Here is a 17,881-nt window from a genome sequence, read left to right as displayed (position 1 = left end):
CGGCGCGCCGAGGAGGAGAATGGACGGGTGAGTGCGACACGCGTCCAGGCCTGGGCCCTCGACGGGATCCCCGAGGTCTCGCCCGGGGACGACCTGCTCGAGCTGATCCTCGCGGCCGTCGCGGCGGCCGCCGACGAGGACCGCCCCGTCGACGGGGACGTGCTGGTCGTCACGAGCAAGATCGTCTCGAAGGCCGAGGGCCGCGTCGTCGCGGCGGTCGACCGCGAGGACGCGATCACCGCCGAGACCGTGCGGGTCGTCGCGACCCGCGCCCACGCCCACGGCGTCACCCGCATCGTCGAGAACCGCCTCGGCATCGTCCAGGCGGCCGCGGGAGTCGACGCGAGCAACGTGGCAGAGGGCACCGTGCTCCTGCTCCCCGAGGATCCCGACGCGTCCGCCCGCGCCCTCTGCGCCGGTCTCCGTGAGCGCCTCGGCGCCCGGGTCGGCGTGGTGGTGAGCGACACCCTCGGCCGCGCCTGGCGGGTCGGCCAGACGGACGCCGCCATCGGAGCGGCGGGGCTGCACGTCGTCGACGACCTGCGCGGAGCCGTCGACGCGCTGGGGCGCACCCTCGGTGTCACCATGCCGGCCGTGGCCGACGAGATTGCGGCGCTGGGCGACCTGGTCAAGGGCAAGTCGAGCGGGCGCCCTGTCGCCGTCGTCCGTGGGCTCGGACGGTTCGTGACCGGCCTCGACGCCCCGGGCGCGCGCACCCTGACGCGCACCGGACCCGAGGACATGTTCCGGCTCGGCGCCGACGAGGCGTACGCGGAGGGCTGGGCGGCGGCCGTCGCGGCCCGGGGCGAGGCGTCGGAGTGAGCACTCGCTGGAGCGCGGTCGTCGTCTTCAAGGGCCGGGGTGCGTCGAAGACCCGCCTCGAGCACGAGGGCCGGTCCGCCCTTGCCGAGGCGTTCCTGCTCGACACGCTCGCGGCGGTGGGAGCGGCGACCGGTGTCGACCTGCTCGTGCTGGTGACGTCCGACGCGGCCGCCGCCGCGCGAGCCGTCGGGCGGCATCCCGCCCTCGTGCTCGTGGAGGACCCGGGATCTCTGAACTCCGCCGTGACCGCGGGCGTCGACGCGGCGCTCCGCCTCGCCCCCGCTGCTCCCGTGATCGCCCTGACCGGCGACCTGCCCGCACTCGCCGCGGCCGATCTCGACGGCGCACTGACCCTCGCGACGGCGCTCCCGGCCGTCGTCGCCGACCGAGCGGGGACGGGCACCACAGCCCTCCTCGTCGCGGCGGCCGCGCGCGTCGCGCCCGCGTTCGGCCCCGACTCGCTCCGCCGCCACCGCGACGCGGGCTGCCGCGTGCTCGACGTGCCGCGCGACTCGACGCTGCGCCTGGACGTGGACACCGTGGACGACCTGCGCGACGCCGAGGCGGCGGGAGTCGGGCCCTGCACCGCCAGGGAGCTCGCGCAGGCGGCCTGAGGGTCAGCCCGCGAGCAGCCCCTGCTCGAAGGCGTCGGTGAGCTCGCGATCCACACGGAGCGGGGCGCCGTCGACCGAGCGGACCGGAACGGCGCGCCGCGTGCTCGAGACGAGCCACGCCGCGTCCGCGCCGCTCAGCGCCTCGACCGCCAGCTCCCGCCGATCGGTCGCGAGTCCCTGCTGCGCGGCCAGCTCCAGCACGCGGGCGACGGTCGTGCCGTCGAGGATCCCGTTGCCGACGGCGGACGGCGTCAGCAGCGCGCCTCCCGAGAGCAGGACCAGGCTGGAGGTGGCGCCCTCGAGCAGCTGCCCGTCGCTCGTGCGCCAGACCACGTCGTCCGCTCCGCGGCGACGCGCCTCCCGCAGGGCCGCGCGGGTGACCGCGCCCGAGGTCGACTTGACGCCGCCGAGGAGCCAGGGGGCCGCCTCCTGCGCCCCGCGGGCGTAGCCCCGGTCGAGCACGACGACGGCGACGCCGTCGCGCCGCAGGGCGCTCGCGTCGGCCGTGGGCTCCGCGCGCACGGTGCACCGGGCCGCCGGCTCCGCGTGACTCGCGACCAGCCGCACGGACAGATCGTGGACGCCGTCGTGCTCGGCCACGGCGAGGGCGACCGCCGCCTCCCAGGTGGATCGTGCGGGAAGGACGAGGTCGACGGCCGCGGCGGAGGCCTCGAGCCGGGCGAGGTGCTCGTCGAGACCGTGCGCGCGGCCGCGGATCACCGCGAGCGTCTCGAAGACGCCGTCGCCGCGGAGGTAGCCGGGTTCGTCGACCGCGACGAGTCCGGCCGAGGGATCACGCAGAACGGGCGTAGCGGAGGCGTCGATCTCGACGAGGACGGGGGATGACATGACCCCATCCTGGACCGGGCGGGCCGTCAGTGCTCGGCGAGTCCCGCGCGGACGTCGTCGGCGTCGGCGAGCTCGCGCCGCAGAGGTCCGGGGCGCGCTCCGGCCGCGACGAGCACGTCGGCCGCGGCGAGCGAGGAGACGTCGAGGCCGGTGACCTCGCCGATCTCGACGACCGGCACCTGGAAGGTGCGGAAGGCGCCCGGGCCGGGGGCGGCGGCCTCGCGGATCGGCTCGACGAGGTCGGACTGGTCGAGGAGGTACGCGCTGGCGGCGAGGGTGTCGCCGTCCGGGCTCCACGCCGCGATCTTCCAGAAGCGGCGGGGCACGCCGACCCCGCGGTAGACCGGATCGCCCTCGGCCAGAACGGGGCCGGTGAAGACGCTCAGGCGCGTGCGCCAGGTCTGCGCGTACTGGAGGACGAGGTCCTCCAGGCCCAGCCACAGCTCCTTCGACTGGTTGAAGCCGCTCGCCTGCGGAGCCGCGTTGGTGTAGCAGAAGCTGTCGTGGTTGGCCGCGCGCGCCTCGGCCGGCTCGCCCCACACCGGGTCGCGACGGCGCACGAGATGGCCGCGGTCGAGGTCGTTGCGGGAGTACACCTCGGGACCGGTCTGCTCGGAGGCGGGCACCCGGTCGTCCAGGTGCCAGTCGTCGCCGCGACCGAGGTCCAGGAGCGATGCCCCGTCGATGTTCACCGCGGTCGACAGCGCGAGCCGGCGCCGGGGATCCAGCAGCACCTCGAAGTGCGTGTAGGGGAGTCGCCGCACGACCCGGTCGGCCTGCGGCGCCGGCGCGATCAGCGCGGCGCCCAGGAAGGCGGGGTCGAACCCGGTGCTCACTCCGTCACGTCCGCGGTGGGCGTGGCCGTGGGAGCGGCGGTGGGAGTCGCGGTCGGCGCCGCGGGCTCGACCGGCTCGGTGGGAGCCGGAGCGGGCGCCGTCTCGGTCGGGGCCGGCGCAGGAGCCTGGGTCTCGGGAGCCGCGGCGGGCACCTGGGAGCCGTTGCTGATCAGCAGCGTGATGCTCGAGTAGCGCGCGATGGCCGTGCCGGCGCCGGGATCGGTTCCCGCCACGGTGCCCGCGGGGGCGGCGGAGTCGACGGTGCCCCCCTCCTCGACGTCGAACCCGAGGTCCTCGAGCACGTCCGTCGCGGAGTCGACCGAGCGGCCGGTCACGTTCGGGATCGTGACCTGGCGGCCGTTCAAGAGGGCGGCGCTGGGGTCGGCGAAGTCCTCCCCGCCGTACTTCTCGTCGGCGCGGGTCATCACCGCGTTCCAGATGTAGTGGCGGACGTTCGAGGCGTAGGCCCGCGTCCCGGTCTCGGCGTTGCGCACCCGGACGTTGCGCATGGACGCGTCCCCGGTGATGTTGCCCACCCAGACGACGGTCGCGACCTCGGTCGAGGCCCCGTCCATCCAGGTGTGCACCGCGTCGTCGGTGGTGCCGGTCTTGCCGATGTGCTCGATGCCGTCGTCCGGGTCGGAGGCGGCGGCGGTGCCGCCGGTGACGACGTCCTGCAGCGCGTCGGTCGCCACGGCGGTCAGCTCGGGGGAGAGGGCCTGGTTGCAGGTCGACACGGGCGGCTGCACCGGGTTCCCGGCGGCGTCCGTGATGGAGTCGATCGCGATCGCGCTGCACGCGGTGCCGTTGTTGGCGAAGCCGGCGAAGGCGGTCGCCATCGACAGCGGCGCGATCTGGTCGGCCGAGCCGAGGATCGCCGAGGGGAGGTACTGGAGCTCGGCGCCGGACGCGGTCTTCACGCCGAACGCGGCCGCCTGGTCGCGGATCGCGCAGAGGTCGAGCTGCTGGGCCATGGCGACGTAGACGGTGTTGATCGAGCGCATCGTGCCCTGGAGCACGCTGAAGGTGCCGGTCTCGTCGTCGTCGTTGCCGACGGGGAAGTCGCCGAACCACTCGCCGTCCGGTGCGCAGGAGGCCGGGAAGTCCTCGAAGGTGCGCTCGCGGCCGTTCACCGTCTCGTAGATGGTGTGCCCGTTGGCGATCCACTGCGCCAGGGTGAAGACCTTGTAGGTCGATCCGACCTGGAAGCCGTTGGACCCGCCGTAGGCGGTGTCGGTGTTGAAGTTGATGGCCGAGAAGTTCTCGCCGTTGACCGAGCCGGCCGCGTCGTAGTCCTTGTTCTGCACCATCGCGAGGATCCGGCCCGTGCCGACCTCCATCGAGACGGTCGAGCTGCCGATGTTGACCTCCTCGATGGGGGTCTTGGGCACCCACTGGTTCGTGGCGGCCGTGGCGACGGCCTGCAGGTCGCGGTCCAGCGTGGTGTAGATCTTGTAGCCGCCGCGCTGGAAGTTCGCGAGGCGAGTGGCCTCGTCGGCGCCGAACGCGGGGTCGTTCTGCACGACGCGCGTGACGTAGTCGCAGAAGAAGGCGGCGTCCTGGGCGGTCTGGCAGCCGGTCGGGGTCTGCGTGATGGCCGGCACGACCTCCTCGGCGGCGGCGGCGTCGTGGTCGGCCTGCGAGATCTTCCCCTCGTCGAGCATGCGGCCCAGGACGTAGTCGCGGCGCTCCTTGTTCGCGGCGATGTTCTCGGGCAGGTCGATGCGGAGCCCGTTGGGGTTGTTGACGGTGGCGATCAGGCTGGCGGCCTGCGCGAGCGTCAGAGCGGAGGCGGTGGTCGAGAAGTAGTACTCGGCCGCGGCCTGGATGCCGTAGACCTGCCCGCCGAAGCCGGCGATGTTGAGGTAGCCCAGCAGGATGTCGTCCTTGCTGTACTTCTTCTCGAGGTCGACGGCGAGCTTCATCTCCTTGAGCTTGCGCGCAGGAGTGGTCGCGGTGGCCTCGTCGTACGCGGCCTGGGAGGCGACGGGATCGCTCAGCGCCTCGGCCTGCTGGATGAGCACGTTCTTGACGTACTGCTGCGTGATCGAGGAGCCGCCCTGCAGGTCGCCGCCGATCACGTTGCTCACCACGGCGCGGATGGTGCCCTGCAGGTCCACTCCGCCGTGCTCGTAGAACCGCGGGTCCTCGGTCGCGAGGGTGGCGTCCTTGACCGACTGGGCCACCTGGTCGAACGTCACCTCCTCGCGGTTCTGCGCGTAGAAGGAGGCGAGCAGGCCGTCGGTGCCGTCGGCGTTCTTCGCGTAGATCTCGGTCTTCTGGGCCAGCTGCCCGAGCTCGAGGTACTCGGGGACGGTCTCGAACAGCCCGATCGGGTTGTTCGAGGCGAGGCCGGTGACGGCGAGAGCGGGGGTGACGCCGACCGTGATCAGCAGACCCCCGGCGACACTCGCCCCGACGATCCCCAGAACGCGGGCGAGCACGCCGCCGCGGGCGGTTCCTTGCGCAGACATGGCTACGAGAGTAGGCGACGCGTCCGACAAGCGCGCACCGGCGGAGCCGGGAGTACCGTGAGCGGATGAGCCGGAACCGAATGTGAGCGCCTCCGATCCCACCGTCGACGAGGGGGAGCGGCGTCGCCGGGCGGTCCTGGTCGTCGCGATCCTCGCCTCCTTCGTCGCCTTCCTCGACGGCACCGTCGTCAACGTCGCGCTGCCCGCGATCACCGACGAGCTCGGCGGCGGCCTGGCGGTTCAGCAGTGGGTGGTGGACGGCTACCTGATCACCCTCGGGGCGCTGATCCTCGTCGCGGGGTCGTTCGCCGACCGCATCGGACGCGCGCGCAGCATGATGATCGGCCTCGTCGGCTTCGGCGTCACCTCGCTGCTCTGCGCCGTCGCCCCCACGGCCGAGGTGCTCATCGTCGCGCGCATGCTGCAGGGCGCCGCGGGAGCGATCCTCGTGCCGAGCTCGCTCGCCCTCATCGTGTCGACGGTGCGCGGAGCGGCGCAGGCGAGGACGATCGGCGCGTGGACCGCGTGGACGGGCACCGCGACCATCGCCGGACCGGTGCTCGGCGGGCTGCTCGTGGACGCGGGCTCCTGGCGCTACGTCTTCGCGCTGAACGTGCTGCCGATCCTCGTCACGATCGTGCTGCTGCGCCGCCTCGGCCACGTGGACGCGGGCACGCGCGTGCCGATCGACGGCGTCGGAGCCGTGCTCGGCGTCGTCGGACTCGGCGGCCCGGTCTTCGCGCTGATCGAGCAGGAGCGGCTGGGCATCGCTCATCCCCTCGTACTGACGGCGCTGATCGTGGGGGTGGCGGCGCTGGTGGCCTTCGTCGTCTGGGAGCGGCGGGCGCCGCATCCGATGCTGCCGCTCTCGCTCTTCGCGTCGCGCAACTTCACGGTCGGGAACATCGCGACCGCCTTCGTCTACGGCGCCCTGTCGTTCGGCTTCTTCGCGCTGGGGCTCTTCCTGCAGCAGAGCCTGGGCTTCTCGGCGACGCTCGCGGGGCTCGCGACCCTGCCTCCGACGATCCTGCTGCTGCTCGTCTCGCAGTACGCGGGCTCCCTCTCGGCCCGGTTCGGTCCGCGGCTGTTCATGGGATTCGGGCCGATCCTCGCCGGAGGCGGCTTCCTCCTCATGGTGGGCGTGCGCGAGCCGGCCGACTACCTGACGCAGCTGCTCCCGGGGATCCTGCTGTTCGGACTGGGGCTCGCCCTGACGGTCGCCCCGCTGACCTCGACGATCCTGGGCGCCGTGGGGAGCGAGCACAGCGGAGTCGGCTCCGCCGTGAACAACGCGGTGTCGCGCATCGCGGGCCTGGTCGCCATCGCGGCCACGACGCTGGTCGTCGGCGGCACGCTGGACGACGGCGGCTTCTCGCGAGCGGCACTCGCGACCGCCGTCCTGCTGATCCTCGGCGGTCTCGTCTCGCTGGTCGGGATCCGGAACCCGGCGACCGACTCCAGGACCGCGACACGCCAGAAATAGTTGTAGCTACATGGAATAGTCGGATCCTCGATACGCTTGCATGTATCGGACGGGGAGGTGCTCCCCGCGACGACCGTTCTCTCGAGGAGTAATCATGACCGACACGCTTTCCATCCCCGGTTACAAGGCCGGCTCCTGGGTCATCGACCCCACCCACAGCGAGGTCGCCTTCAGCGTCCGCCACCTGATGATCAGCAAGGTCAAGGGCAAGTTCGAGCGCTTCACCGCGACGTTCACCACCGGTGAGAACCCGCTCGACTCGACCGTCGAGGCCACCGCCGAGGTCGCCTCCATCAACACCAACGAGCCCAACCGCGACGGCCACCTCCGCACCGGCGACTTCTTCGAGGCCGAGACGTACCCCGAGATCCACTTCGCGTCGACCGGCGTGCGCGCGAACGGCGACGACTTCCTCGTCGACGGGAACCTCACCATCAAGGGCGTCACCAAGCCCGTCACCTTCGAGGTCGAGTTCGGCGGCTTCGGCACCGACCCGTACGGCAACTACAAGGCCGGACTGACCGCGAAGACCACCATCGACCGCACCGACTTCGGTCTCACCTACAACGCCGCGCTCGAGACCGGCGGCGTCCTCATCGGCGAGAAGGTCACCATCACGCTCGACCTGCAGGCCGCTCACCAGGCGTGATCGTCTGAGAACGGCAGAGGCCGCCGCCCCCTCGGGGACGGCGGCCTCTCGCGTTCCGGCGGCCTCTAGAGCAGGCCGAGCTCGGTGAGCTGCTCCGAGATGCCCGCACCGTCGGGCGCGTAGACCCACGGCGTCCCACTGGTCTCGGAGCGGTCGGCGGCTTTCGAGCGCCCACCCGCCAGCACCGCCTCTCCGGTCGAGAGCTGCCGGATGGCGATCGCGGCGACCCTGTCGGGGTGCTCGCGGGCGAAGTCCGAGTAGATCTCCTCGTCGTGCTGTCCGTCGTCGCCGACGAGCAGCCAGCGCATGTCGGGGAACTCGGCGACCAGGCGGCGCAGGTTCTGCTCCTTGTGCTGCTTGCCGCTGCGGAACCAGCGGTCGTGCGTGGGGCCCCAGTCGGTGAGCAGCAGGGCGCCGGAGGGGTAGAGGTGGCGCGAGAGGAAGCGCGTGAGCGCCGGCGCGACGTTCCAGGCTCCGGTCGAGAGGTAGATGACGGGGGAGCCCTCGTTCCGGCGGGCGAAGCGGTCGAGGAAGACCGCCATGCCGGGAGTGGGCATCCGCGCGTGCTCGTTCAGCACGAACGTGTTCCACGCGGCGATGAAGGGCCGGGGGAGCGCCGTCACCATGACCGTGTCGTCGATGTCGGAGACCATGCCGATCCGGGCCTCGGGATCCACGATGAAGACCGGGGCCTCGACCGGTGCGGCGTCGGCCGTCGTGAAGGTGATCGTGTGCCAGCCCGGCTCCAGCGTGATCGGGATGTCGGAGTCGACGACACCGCCGCGGTCGGCGACGATGTCGTGCCGCTGCCCGTCCACCTCGACCGAGACCACCGCGCCGCTCACGAACACGCTCGTGAAGCTGCGCCAGCCGCGCACGCCCTCGACGGGCGACTCCTCCGCGGCGCCGGGCGGAGTGGGACGGGTGTAGAGCACGCGCGCCAGGACCCGGAGCTGTCCGGTGGAGCCGTAGCCGGTGTACGGGATCACCCGGGCGACGTAGCCCCGGCGCTTCACCCGCCTCATCCGGAACCGGTGGATCGCGTCCTCGAGGCGTGCGGCGCGGTGCATGACCTCCGCCGCCCCGGCGCTCATGGGCTTGCTTGCGGGCGTCAGCGGCATCCGCCCAGTGTGGCAGACGGCGCCCCGGGCCGCAGAGCCCTCTAGACCGGTCGGATGAGCTCCGGCCCGCTGCTGGAGACCGAGCCCACGGCGTCGCCGACCCGCTGGACCTCGAGCTCCTCGGCGAGCTCCGCGGCACCGTCCGACGCCGCGCGCAGGAGCGAGCCGTCCGGCTCCGCGAGCGGGTCGAGCCAGTCCTCGATCAGCTCGGGCTGCAGGAGGACCGGCATCCGCTCGTGCACGTCCGCGAGCACCCCGGCCGACGGGCGGGTGAGGATCGTCGCCGAGAGCAGCCAGGGCGCGCCCGGCTCCGCGGACCGCCACCACTCGTACAGGCCCGCGAACAGCACGACGGAGTCCCCGCCCGGCGAGACGAAGAGGGGCGACTTCGCGCCGTCGGCGCCCGTGCGCCACTCGTACCAGCCGGAGGCGGGCAGGATCGCGCGGCGGGCGGCGTATGCCTCCCGGAACGAGGGCTTCTCGGCGACGGTCTCGATCCGCGCGTTGATCAGCGGCGCACCGGCCGAGGGGTCGGCGGCGGAGCGGGGCACGAGGCCCCAGCGGGCACCCGCGAGACGGCGGCGGGGCGGGCTGCCCTCCTCGACCCCCTTCATCGACTCGGCGACGATCGGCACGCGCTGCGTCGGCGCGATGTTCCAGGACGGCTCGGGCAGATCCGCGCCGACGTCGTCGATGTCGAAGAGGGCGACGAGGTCGGCCGTGGTCTGCGAGAGGACGAAGCGTCCGCACATGGGGTCCTCCTGATGAGGGCGGTTCGTCCTGCGGCCGTCGCCCATCGGGGGGCGTGGAACACGAGGGACATTCGGCGAAGTGACGCGGACGGCGTGTGCGCGTGCGTACGATTGTAGGAACCGTCAGCGAAGGAGCCCGCCGTGCCTCTAGGAAATCTCGTGGATCGACCCTTCGGCGAATCCCCTCAGGTCCGCAACGAGCCCGTGCAGGTGCGCAGTGCCGCGCGACTCGCCTCGCTGCTGGACGCCGCGGCCGCCGTCGTCGACGAGGTCGGATTCGACCGCCTCACCACCGCCATGGTCGCCGAGCGCGCGGGTGCCGCCATCGGCACCGTGTACCGCTACTTCCCCGACCGCATCGCCGTGCTCCAGGCGCTGCGCGAGCGGGCGCTCGAGCGCTTCCGCAAGAAGGTCATCTCCGAGATCCGGGACACGAAGCCCGCGACGTGGTGGGGTGCCGTCGACTGCGCGGTGGACGCGTTCTGCGACATGCACCGCACCGAGGCGGGCTTCCGCTCGATCCGGTTCGTCGACACGGTCCACGCCCCCGAGGTCGCGGGCGAGGCGTTCGAGGCCGGCTTCTTCGCCCGCCGGTTCGCCGAGATCCTCTCGTCCGAGTACGGCCTGCCGGGCGGCGCGCAGCTGTCCTTCCGCCTGGAGGTCGTCGTCGAGGTCGCCGACTCGCTGCTCACCCGCGCGTTCCTGATCGACCCGAACGGCGACCAGCGCTTCATCGACGAGAGCCGGGCGCTGCTGCGCAACTACCTCTCGATGCACTACGGCCCGGTGGGGGACAGCGCTTAGTCGTCCTGGCCGCCGCGCGCAACACTCCGCCATCCGGTTGGCGGGCGTCTCCGAATGATGTTTTGCTGACAGCCGGGTTCGCGAGGTTCCCGACCCGGGACAGGCCCGGTACGGCGGAGCGAGAGCAGGCACAGGCGTGATCGAATTCCGTGGAGTGAGCAAGCGGTACCCGGACGGCACCCGTGCCGTCGACGACTTCTCGCTCGTGCTGCCGTCGCGGCGCACCACCGTCTTCGTCGGCTCCTCCGGCTGCGGGAAGACGACGATCCTGCGGATGATCAACCGCATGATCGAGCCCACGGGCGGCACGATCGAGATCGACGGCGAGGACATCTCGACGCTCCCGGCCGTGGCGCTGCGCCGCCGCATCGGCTACGTCATGCAGAACTCGGGCCTGCTGCCGCACCGCAGGGTCGTGGACAACATCGCCACGGTGCCGCGGCTGAACGGAGTCGCGAAGAAGGCCGCTCACGAGCGCGCGCTCGAGTTGATGGACACGGTCGGCCTCGACCGCTCCCTCGCCACCCGGTACCCGAGCCAGCTGTCGGGCGGGCAGCAGCAGCGCGTCGGAGTGGCGCGCGGCCTGGCCGTCGACCCCAACATCCTGCTGATGGACGAGCCCTTCGGCGCCGTCGACCCGCTCGTGCGCGCCGATCTGCAGCGCGAGACCCTGCGGCTGCAGCGCGAGCTCGACAAGACCGTGGTCTTCGTCACCCACGACATCGACGAGGCCTTCCTGCTCGGCGACCAGGTCGTGATCCTCGAGAAGGGCGGCCGGATCGCGCAGAAGGGCTCGCCGGCCGAGATCCTCGCGGCCCCCGCCAGCGACTTCGTCGCCGGCTTCATCGGCGCCGACCGGGGCAAGCGCACGCTCATCATCGAGGAGCGCGACGGGGTGCGCCTGGTGATCGACGGCGACGGGCGCCCCACGGGAGTGCTCCGCGGCCGGGACGGCGTCGATTCGTGAACTGGGTCGTCAACAACGTCGACTCGATCGTCGCGAACCTGCTCGCGCACCTCGCCCTCTCGGTGCCGCCGATCCTGCTCTCGTTCGTGCTCTCGGTGCCGTTCGGCTGGTTCGCCAACCGGTACCGCTGGAGTCGCGGCACGCTGCTCACCGCCCTCGGGGTGCTCTACGCGATCCCCTCGCTGGCGATGTTCATCCTGCTCCCGGCCGTGCTCGGCATCCCGCTGCGCTCGACCGCCAACGTCGTCATCGGCCTGACGCTGTACGGCATCGCGCTCATGGTGCGCACGACCGCCGACGCGCTGTCGGCGGTGTCGGACGACGTCATCCAGTCCGCGACGGCGATGGGCTACTCCAGCTGGGCGCGCTTCTGGAGGGTCGAGTTCCCCCTCGCCGGCCCCGTCCTGCTCTCGGGGCTCAGGGTGGTCACGGTCAGCACCGTCAGCCTGGTCACGGTCGGCGCCGTGCTCGGCATCCAGAGCCTCGGCCTGCTCTTCACCGACGGCTTCCAGCGCGGGATCACCGGCGAGATCGTCACCGGCATCGTGCTCACGATCGCGCTGGCCCTCGCCCTGGACGGCCTGCTGGTCCTGCTCGGACGCCTGCTGATGCCGTGGACCGCGGCGGACCGCGTCCGCTCCGACCGCAGAGCCTCCGCGCCCCGGAAGGCGGTCACGTCGTGAACCTCATCCTCGAGGCCTTCGCCTGGATCGGCGACGCGGAGCACTGGACCGGGATCTACGGCATCCCCACCCGGGTCGCCCAGCACCTGGGCATCAGCCTCCTCGTCCTCGTGATCGCCGCGGCGATCGCGATCCCGATCGGCTACGCGATCGGGCACACCGGCAAGGGCAAGGGCGTCGCGGTGCCCGTCGCCGGCGGTCTGCGCGCGCTCCCCACGCTCGGCGTGCTGGTGCTCGCCGCCATGAGCCTGGGCCTGGGCCTGGGCGCACCGCTCATCGGGCTGGTGATCCTCGCCGTCCCGTCGATCCTCGCCGGCGCCTACTCCGGTCTCGAGGCCGTCGACCGTCGCACAGTCGACGCCGCGCGCTCGGTCGGCATGACGGAGTGGCAGATCCTCACGAAGGTCGAGATCCCGCTCGGGCTCCCGCTGCTGATGGGCGGCCTCCGCTCGGCGACGCTCCAGATCATCGCCACCGCCACGCTCGCCGACTTCATCGGCGCCGGGGGGCTCGGCCGTTACATCTTCCAGGGCGTGAAGGCGGGGGACTACCCGCAGATGCTCGCCGGGTCGATCATCGTCATCGTGCTCACTCTGATCAGCGAGGTGGTCTACGCCGTCCTCCAGCGGGTCGCCGTCCCGCGCGGAGTGGTCCTCGGTCTCGCCGGCAGCGCCGCCGGCCGTTCGAACATCCGCGCCTCGTCGCCCCGACGACGCGCGGTGGTGGGGATCCCCACCGAAGAGAGGAAATAGCAATGTTCACAGCACACTTCACGAAGGGCCGTGTCGCGCTGGGCGCACTCGCGGTCGGTGCCGTCGTGGCACTGGCAGGGTGTTCCTCGAGCGATCCGCTGGACGAGGGATCGGGTGCCGCCGAGGGCGGCGACACGATCGTCGTCGGCTCGCAGGACTACTACTCGAACGAGATCATCGCCGAGATCTACGCGCAGGCGCTGGAGGACGGCGGTTTCACCGTGCAGCGCGACTTCCGCATCGGACAGCGCGAGATCTACCTCCCCGAGATCGAGAGCGGCTCGATCGACGTCTTCCCCGAGTACGGCGGAAGCCTCCTCCAGGCTCTCGAGCCCGACACCACCGCGACCTCCGCCGACGACGTGTACTCGGCGCTGACCGAGGCGCTGCCCGAGGGCCTGCGCGCCCTGGACGCGGCGGACGCCAGCGACCAGAACTCGTACACGGTCACCCAGGCCTTCGCGGACCAGTGGGGCCTCACCGACATCGCCTCGCTCTCGAAGGTCACCGACCCGATCGTGCTCGGCGGCAACTCCGAGCTGCAGACCCGCCCCTACGGGCCGGACGCGCTGCAGGAGAAGTACGGCGTCGCCACCACGTTCCAGGCGATCGAGGACAGCGGCGGATCGACGACCGTCGACGCGCTGACCAGCGACCAGATCCAGCTGGCGAACATCTACACCGCCGACCCCAACATCGAGTCGAACTCGCTGCTGCCCCTCGAGGACCCCGACGGCCTGTTCGTCGCGGACAACGTGGTGCCGATCGTCTCCGAGAAGGTCGACGAGGAGGCCGCGGACGTGCTGAACGCGGTCAGCGCCGAGCTGAGCGCCGAGGACCTCGTCTCGCTCAACTCCGAGAGCGTCAACGAGCAGAAGTCGGCCGCGGCCATCGCGACCGAGTGGCTCACCTCGGCCGGCCTGATCGGCTGACCGGGTCGGCTCCGGCCGACCGCACTGCGCAGGGGCGCGTCACTCGTCGAGGTGACGCGCCTCTGCTCGTGAGAGCAGCTTCTTGCCGCCGAGCACGAGCAGCACGAACAGCACGATGACCCCGACGAAGAGGTACCCCGCCCAGTGCAGGGTGTCCGAGAGCTCCCGGTAGCCGCCCGCGACCGCCGTGCCGACTCCGACGTAGGCGAAGGACCAGATGACGCAGGCGGGCGTCGTCCACGCCATGAACGTGCGGTAGCCCATCCCGCTCATCCCGACCGTGAGCGGGATGAGCGAGTGGAGCACGGGGAGGAAGCGCGAGAGGAAGACGGCGATCCCGCCGCGGCGCGCGAGGTAGCGCTCGGCGCGGAGCCAGTTCCTCTCGCCGAGCCGGCGCCCGAGGCGTGAGCCGCGGATCCGGGGCCCGAAGAAGCGGCCCAGTGCGAATCCGACGGACTCGCCGCCGAGCGCTCCCACGATCACCGTGAGGGCGAGGGCGAAGAACTGCAGGGGAGTGGTGACCCCCGTCGCGCTGACGATCACCACCGTGTCGCCCGGCACGATCAGTCCGGCGAGGATCGTCGTCTCGAGGAAGATCGCGAGCCCGGCGAGCAGGGTGCGCCACACGGGCGGCACGGAGACGACGACGTCCAGGATCGCGGTGAGAGCGTCGTTCACGTCGGACCCGTCGCCTCAGTGCACGCGCTTGAGCAGCGCCCAGAAGGTCTCGACGATCGAGCCCATGTCGACCTCGTCGTCGAGGAGCCACTGGATCTGCAGGCCGTCGGAGAGGGCCGTAATCATGCGCGCCGCGATCTCGGGATCGACGTCCGCCGCGATGAGCCCCTCGCGCTGGTCCTCGCGGACCCGCGACGCCAGGAGCTCGATGACCATGCCGTAGCGCTCGACGAAGAACGGGTGCGCGGGATGCGACCGGTCGGTCCCGTCGGCGGACAGCGTGGCGTAGAGGTGAACGAGCCCGGGCACGTCGCTGTTGTGCCGGATGAGGCGCACGAGCTCCTCGATCGCGGCGTCGCCCGACTGGTCGAGGTCGTAGGCCGTCCGGTCGAGGTCGTCGCGCTTGCGGAGGACCTCGGCGAAGAGCTCCTCCTTCGAATCGAAGTAGTGCAGCAGGCCCGCCTGCGTCAGTCCGACCGCCTCCGAGATCTCGCGCAGTGAGGCCTTGCGGTACCCCTGGCGCGAGAACACCTCGAGCGCGGTCTGCAGGATCTCCTCGCGCTTGGCGACACCCTTGGCGTAGCTCCCCTTGCTCGGCATGGATCGATCGTACGGGGCGCGGCCGGGCGTGCGGTGCATGCGCGGTCACCCGCGGTCACCCGCGCTGGACGGACGTTCAACACGCCGGTGCGATCCGTTCATCCTGAGAGGAAGCCGGGAACCGGGGCGTCGGATCCTCAGCTTCTGCGCGCTGCGGGAATCGCTCGTCCTCGAGACGTCCGCGGCAGCGCCTCTGCCGATCCCGAGTCCTTCTCGACCGTCCTCAGGCGGAGGTGTTCCTCGACGTCGAGACACTCCCCCTCGACGTCGACAGACCTTCTGCGCGCGGCCCTCCGGAGGCGGTCGAGAGCGGCCCGTGCAAGGGTGTCGCAGGAGGAGTCGGAAGGGGCGCACATCCGCCCCAGTACTGGGATCGGAAGCCATCGGCGGCCCGACGCGGACCTAGGCTCGGGGCCGTGAACGAACTCCTGGATCCGCTCCTGCTGTCGAGGTGGCAGTTCGGTCTGACGACGATCTACCACTTCCTCTTCGTGCCGCTGACGATCGGGATGGCCCTGACTGTCGCGATCTTCCAGACCGCCTGGGTGCGGACCTCGAAGATCCACTACCTGCAGCTCACGAAGTTCTTCGGGAAGCTCTTCCTGATCAACTTCGCGATGGGCGTCGTCACCGGCATCGTCCAGGAGTTCCAGTTCGGCATGAACTGGAGCGACTACTCCCGATTCGTCGGCGACGTCTTCGGCGCGCCGCTCGCGTTCGAGGGGCTCCTCGCCTTCTTCCTCGAGGCGACCTTCATCGGCCTCTGGATCTTCGGCTGGGACAAGCTCCCCGAGAAGCTGCACCTCGCCACCATCTGGCTGACCTCGCTGGGCACGACGCTCTCGGCGTACTTCATCATCGCCGCGAACGCCTTCATGCAGAACCCGGTCGGCTTCCGGATCAACGAGGCGAAGGGCCGGGCCGAGCTCACCGACATCTGGGCCCTGCTGACCAACAAGGTGGCGCTCGCGGCGTTCCCGCACACGGTCTTCGCCTGCTTCATGGTCTCGGCCGCGGTCATCATCAGCGTCGCCGCGTACCACCTCTCGCGCAGCCAGCACCTCGAGACCATGCGCCCGGCGCTCACGTTCGGCGCCTGGATGATGATCATCAGCGGCGGTCTCACCCTTCTGACCGGCGACCAGCTCGGCCTCGCGATGGTGGACACCCAGCCGATGAAGATGGCGGCGGCCGAGGCGCTGTACCGCACCTCGACCGGCGTGGACGCCTCGTTCTCGGTCTTCACCTGGGGCACGCCCGACGGCTCGAGCGAGCTGTTCTCGATCCGCATCCCCTACCTTCTGTCGTTCCTCTCGACGCACACGTTCACCGGCACGGTCGAGGGCATCAACGACCTGCAGGCGCAGTACGAGCAGGTCTACGGCCCCGGCGACTACACGCCGATCATCTGGGTCACCTACTGGTCGTTCCGCTGGATGATGGCGCTCGGCGTCCTCGCGATCGGCGTCGCCGCCGCCGGCCTCTGGTTCACCCGCAAGGGCCGCGAGCCGAAGCAGTGGATGTGGCGGATCGCGATCTGGGCCGCTCCGCTGCCCCTGCTCGCGATGATCGTGGGCTGGATCTTCACCGAGATGGGCCGCCAGCCGTGGCTGGTCTTCGGCCTGCTGAAGACCGCCGACGGCGTCTCTCCCGGCGTCAGCGGAGTCGAGGTGCTGATCTCGCTCCTCGCGTTCACCGCGATCTACGGCACCCTCGCGGTCGTCGAGTTCCGGCTCATCAAGCGGGCGGCCCAGGCCGGACCGGACGACGCCCCCGAGATCGACGAGGAGAGCGGTCGCCCGCAGCTCGTCGGCACCGTCTACTAGGAGGCACCACCATGGATCTGCCCACCCTCTGGTTCTGGATCGTCGCCGCGTTCTTCATCGGCTACTTCGTCCTCGACGGCTTCGACTTCGGCGTCGGCATGTCGCTCCCGTTCCTCGGTCGCGACGACACCGACCGCCGGGTCCTCATCAACACCATCGGCCCGGTGTGGGACCTCAACGAGACCTGGGTCATCGTGGCGGGGGCGGCGATGTTCGCGGCGTTCCCCGAGTGGTACGCGACGCTCTTCAGCGGCTTCTACCTGCCGCTGCTGGTGATCCTGCTCGCGCTGATCGCGCGCGGCGTCTCGTTCGAGTACCGCCACCAGCGCCCGGAGGCGGCCTGGAAGACCCGGTTCGACCGCATGATCGTGGTGGGCTCGGCGCTGCCGGCGTTCCTCTGGGGCGTCGCCTTCGCGAACATCGTGCAGGGCGTGCCGCTGGACGCCGACCACAACTACACCGGCACCGTCTTCGACCTGCTGAACCCCTATGCGCTCCTGGGCGGTCTGACGACCCTCCTGCTGTTCTTCACGCACGGAGTGGTCTTCGTGTCGCTCAAGACGGACGGGGAGATCCGTGAGAGGGCGCGCCGGCTGGCGACGAAGGCGGGGCTGCTCACGATCGTGGTCGCGGCGGTGTTCCTGGCCTGGACGAACCTGCAGTCGGGCACCGGCCCCTCGTGGCTGCTCTCGCTCGCCGCTGCCGGGGCACTGATCCTGGCCTGGGTGGCGAACCTCCGAGGTCGGGAGGGCCGCGCCTTCGGCCTCCTCGCCGGCACGATCGCCCTCGCGGTCCTCGCGCTGTTCACGACGCTGTTCCCCGCGGTGATGCCCGCGTCGAACGACGCGGCGAACAGCCTCACGATCGAGAACGCCTCGAGCACGCCCTATACGCTGACGGTCATGAGCTGGACGGCGCTGGTGTTCGTCCCGCTGATCGTGGGGTACCAGGCCTGGACCTACTGGATCTTCCGCAAGCGCATCACCCGCACGCAGATCCCGGTGGACGCCCACTGACGTGACGCCCGCGACCGGAAGCC

The 17,881-nt window shown here is 71.1% G+C and carries 18 protein-coding genes; 11 read left to right on the top strand and 7 right to left on the bottom strand.

Going from position 1 to position 17,881, the window contains the following annotated elements:
• The first annotated feature begins 27 nt into the window (after window positions 1-27).
• Window positions 28-822, top strand: coding sequence for a coenzyme F420-0:L-glutamate ligase (locus tag IOC53_RS00810; RefSeq protein WP_207402485.1), 795 nt, complete (start codon window positions 28-30; stop codon window positions 820-822).
• The gene (gene cofC, locus IOC53_RS00805) at window positions 819-1,436 is read left to right on the top strand and encodes a 2-phospho-L-lactate guanylyltransferase (RefSeq protein WP_207402484.1); all 618 of its coding nucleotides are present in this window, start codon (window positions 819-821) and stop codon (window positions 1,434-1,436) included. Before IOC53_RS00810 ends, cofC begins: the two co-directional genes overlap by 4 nt.
• A 3-nt stretch (window positions 1,437-1,439) precedes the next feature.
• Here cofC and IOC53_RS00800 read toward each other — a convergent pair whose 3' ends face one another.
• Genes IOC53_RS00800 through IOC53_RS00790 form a run of 3 tightly spaced genes read right to left on the bottom strand, consistent with a single transcriptional unit; the run spans window position 1,440 to window position 5,595 of the window.
• Entirely contained in the window at window positions 1,440-2,285 is an 846-nt protein-coding gene (locus IOC53_RS00800; protein ID WP_207402483.1) for an aminotransferase class IV, read from the bottom strand.
• Between the two features lie 26 nt (window positions 2,286-2,311).
• A complete protein-coding gene (locus IOC53_RS00795) occupies window positions 2,312-3,121 on the bottom strand; it encodes a DNA/RNA non-specific endonuclease (protein ID WP_307786007.1) in 810 nt (269 codons plus the stop codon).
• Window positions 3,118-5,595, bottom strand: coding sequence for a transglycosylase domain-containing protein (locus IOC53_RS00790; RefSeq protein ID WP_207402482.1), 2,478 nt, complete (start codon window positions 5,593-5,595; stop codon window positions 3,118-3,120). Before IOC53_RS00790 ends, IOC53_RS00795 begins: the two co-directional genes overlap by 4 nt.
• A gap of 82 nt (window positions 5,596-5,677) precedes the next feature.
• Between IOC53_RS00790 and IOC53_RS00785 the strand changes: the two genes are divergently transcribed.
• Window positions 5,678-7,078 (top strand): MFS transporter, encoded by a 1,401-nt coding sequence (locus IOC53_RS00785; protein WP_207402481.1) that lies wholly within the window; start codon window positions 5,678-5,680, stop codon window positions 7,076-7,078.
• A gap of 94 nt (window positions 7,079-7,172) precedes the next feature.
• The gene (locus IOC53_RS00780) at window positions 7,173-7,727 is read left to right on the top strand and encodes a YceI family protein (RefSeq protein ID WP_055792972.1); all 555 of its coding nucleotides are present in this window, start codon (window positions 7,173-7,175) and stop codon (window positions 7,725-7,727) included.
• A 65-nt stretch (window positions 7,728-7,792) separates the two neighbouring features.
• Here IOC53_RS00780 and IOC53_RS00775 read toward each other — a convergent pair whose 3' ends face one another.
• A complete protein-coding gene (locus IOC53_RS00775; RefSeq protein WP_242682612.1) occupies window positions 7,793-8,848 on the bottom strand; it encodes an App1 family protein in 1,056 nt (351 codons plus the stop codon).
• Between the two features lie 41 nt (window positions 8,849-8,889).
• Entirely contained in the window at window positions 8,890-9,600 is a 711-nt protein-coding gene (locus IOC53_RS00770; protein ID WP_207402480.1) for an SOS response-associated peptidase, read from the bottom strand.
• A gap of 159 nt (window positions 9,601-9,759) precedes the next feature.
• Between IOC53_RS00770 and IOC53_RS00765 the strand changes: the two genes are divergently transcribed.
• The 5 genes from IOC53_RS00765 to IOC53_RS00745 all read left to right on the top strand — a co-directional run bounded on the left by IOC53_RS00765 (window position 9,760) and on the right by IOC53_RS00745 (window position 13,738).
• Window positions 9,760-10,404 carry a TetR family transcriptional regulator gene (locus IOC53_RS00765; protein WP_307786006.1) on the top strand — a complete coding sequence of 215 codons (645 nt, stop codon included), beginning with the start codon at window positions 9,760-9,762 and terminating at the stop codon, window positions 10,402-10,404.
• A gap of 136 nt (window positions 10,405-10,540) precedes the next feature.
• Entirely contained in the window at window positions 10,541-11,371 is an 831-nt protein-coding gene (locus IOC53_RS00760; protein ID WP_207402478.1) for an ABC transporter ATP-binding protein, read from the top strand.
• Window positions 11,368-12,054: an ABC transporter permease gene (locus IOC53_RS00755; RefSeq protein WP_207402477.1), complete on the top strand. Its 687-nt coding sequence runs from the start codon at window positions 11,368-11,370 to the stop codon at window positions 12,052-12,054. The genes IOC53_RS00760 and IOC53_RS00755 overlap by 4 nt, the downstream gene beginning before the upstream one ends.
• On the top strand, window positions 12,051-12,806 hold the full coding sequence (locus IOC53_RS00750; protein WP_207402476.1) for an ABC transporter permease: 756 nt from the start codon (window positions 12,051-12,053) through the stop codon (window positions 12,804-12,806). The genes IOC53_RS00755 and IOC53_RS00750 overlap by 4 nt, the downstream gene beginning before the upstream one ends.
• A 2-nt stretch (window positions 12,807-12,808) precedes the next feature.
• Window positions 12,809-13,738 (top strand): ABC transporter substrate-binding protein, encoded by a 930-nt coding sequence (locus IOC53_RS00745; protein WP_207402475.1) that lies wholly within the window; start codon window positions 12,809-12,811, stop codon window positions 13,736-13,738.
• 39 nt (window positions 13,739-13,777) lie between these two features.
• Here IOC53_RS00745 and IOC53_RS00740 read toward each other — a convergent pair whose 3' ends face one another.
• On the bottom strand, window positions 13,778-14,416 hold the full coding sequence (locus IOC53_RS00740) for a DedA family protein (RefSeq protein WP_207402474.1): 639 nt from the start codon (window positions 14,414-14,416) through the stop codon (window positions 13,778-13,780).
• Between the two features lie 15 nt (window positions 14,417-14,431).
• Window positions 14,432-15,016 carry a TetR/AcrR family transcriptional regulator gene (locus IOC53_RS00735; protein WP_207402473.1) on the bottom strand — a complete coding sequence of 195 codons (585 nt, stop codon included), beginning with the start codon at window positions 15,014-15,016 and terminating at the stop codon, window positions 14,432-14,434.
• A 416-nt stretch (window positions 15,017-15,432) separates the two neighbouring features.
• On the opposite strand from IOC53_RS00735, the gene IOC53_RS00730 reads away from it, so the two are divergent.
• Window positions 15,433-16,842 carry a cytochrome ubiquinol oxidase subunit I gene (locus IOC53_RS00730; RefSeq protein WP_207402472.1) on the top strand — a complete coding sequence of 470 codons (1,410 nt, stop codon included), beginning with the start codon at window positions 15,433-15,435 and terminating at the stop codon, window positions 16,840-16,842.
• Between the two features lie 11 nt (window positions 16,843-16,853).
• A complete protein-coding gene (gene cydB, locus IOC53_RS00725) occupies window positions 16,854-17,858 on the top strand; it encodes a cytochrome d ubiquinol oxidase subunit II (protein WP_207402471.1) in 1,005 nt (334 codons plus the stop codon).
• Window positions 17,859-17,881: the final 23 nt, after the last annotated feature.

Source organism: Rathayibacter sp. SD072, from assembly GCF_017355185.1.
Lineage (GTDB): Bacteria > Actinomycetota > Actinomycetes > Actinomycetales > Microbacteriaceae > Rathayibacter.
The sequence above is the reverse complement of the archived record's forward strand: the minus strand, read 5'-3'. Positions and strand labels throughout refer to the sequence as shown.

Excerpts from the sequence above, each read along its gene's own strand:
- cydB (WP_207402471.1), top strand. The coding sequence starts at position 16,854 with ATGGATCTGCCCACCCTCTGGTTCTGGATCGTCGCCGCGTTCTTCATC.
- IOC53_RS00745 (WP_207402475.1), top strand. The coding sequence starts at position 12,809 with ATGTTCACAGCACACTTCACGAAGGGCCGTGTCGCGCTGGGCGCACTC.
- IOC53_RS00800 (WP_207402483.1), bottom strand. The coding sequence starts at position 2,285 with ATGTCATCCCCCGTCCTCGTCGAGATCGACGCCTCCGCTACGCCCGTT.
- IOC53_RS00770 (WP_207402480.1), bottom strand. The coding sequence starts at position 9,600 with ATGTGCGGACGCTTCGTCCTCTCGCAGACCACGGCCGACCTCGTCGCC.
- IOC53_RS00790 (WP_207402482.1), bottom strand. The coding sequence starts at position 5,595 with ATGTCTGCGCAAGGAACCGCCCGCGGCGGCGTGCTCGCCCGCGTTCTG.
- IOC53_RS00735 (WP_207402473.1), bottom strand. The coding sequence starts at position 15,016 with ATGCCGAGCAAGGGGAGCTACGCCAAGGGTGTCGCCAAGCGCGAGGAG.
- IOC53_RS00780 (WP_055792972.1), top strand. The coding sequence starts at position 7,173 with ATGACCGACACGCTTTCCATCCCCGGTTACAAGGCCGGCTCCTGGGTC.
- IOC53_RS00775 (WP_242682612.1), bottom strand. The coding sequence starts at position 8,848 with ATGCCGCTGACGCCCGCAAGCAAGCCCATGAGCGCCGGGGCGGCGGAG.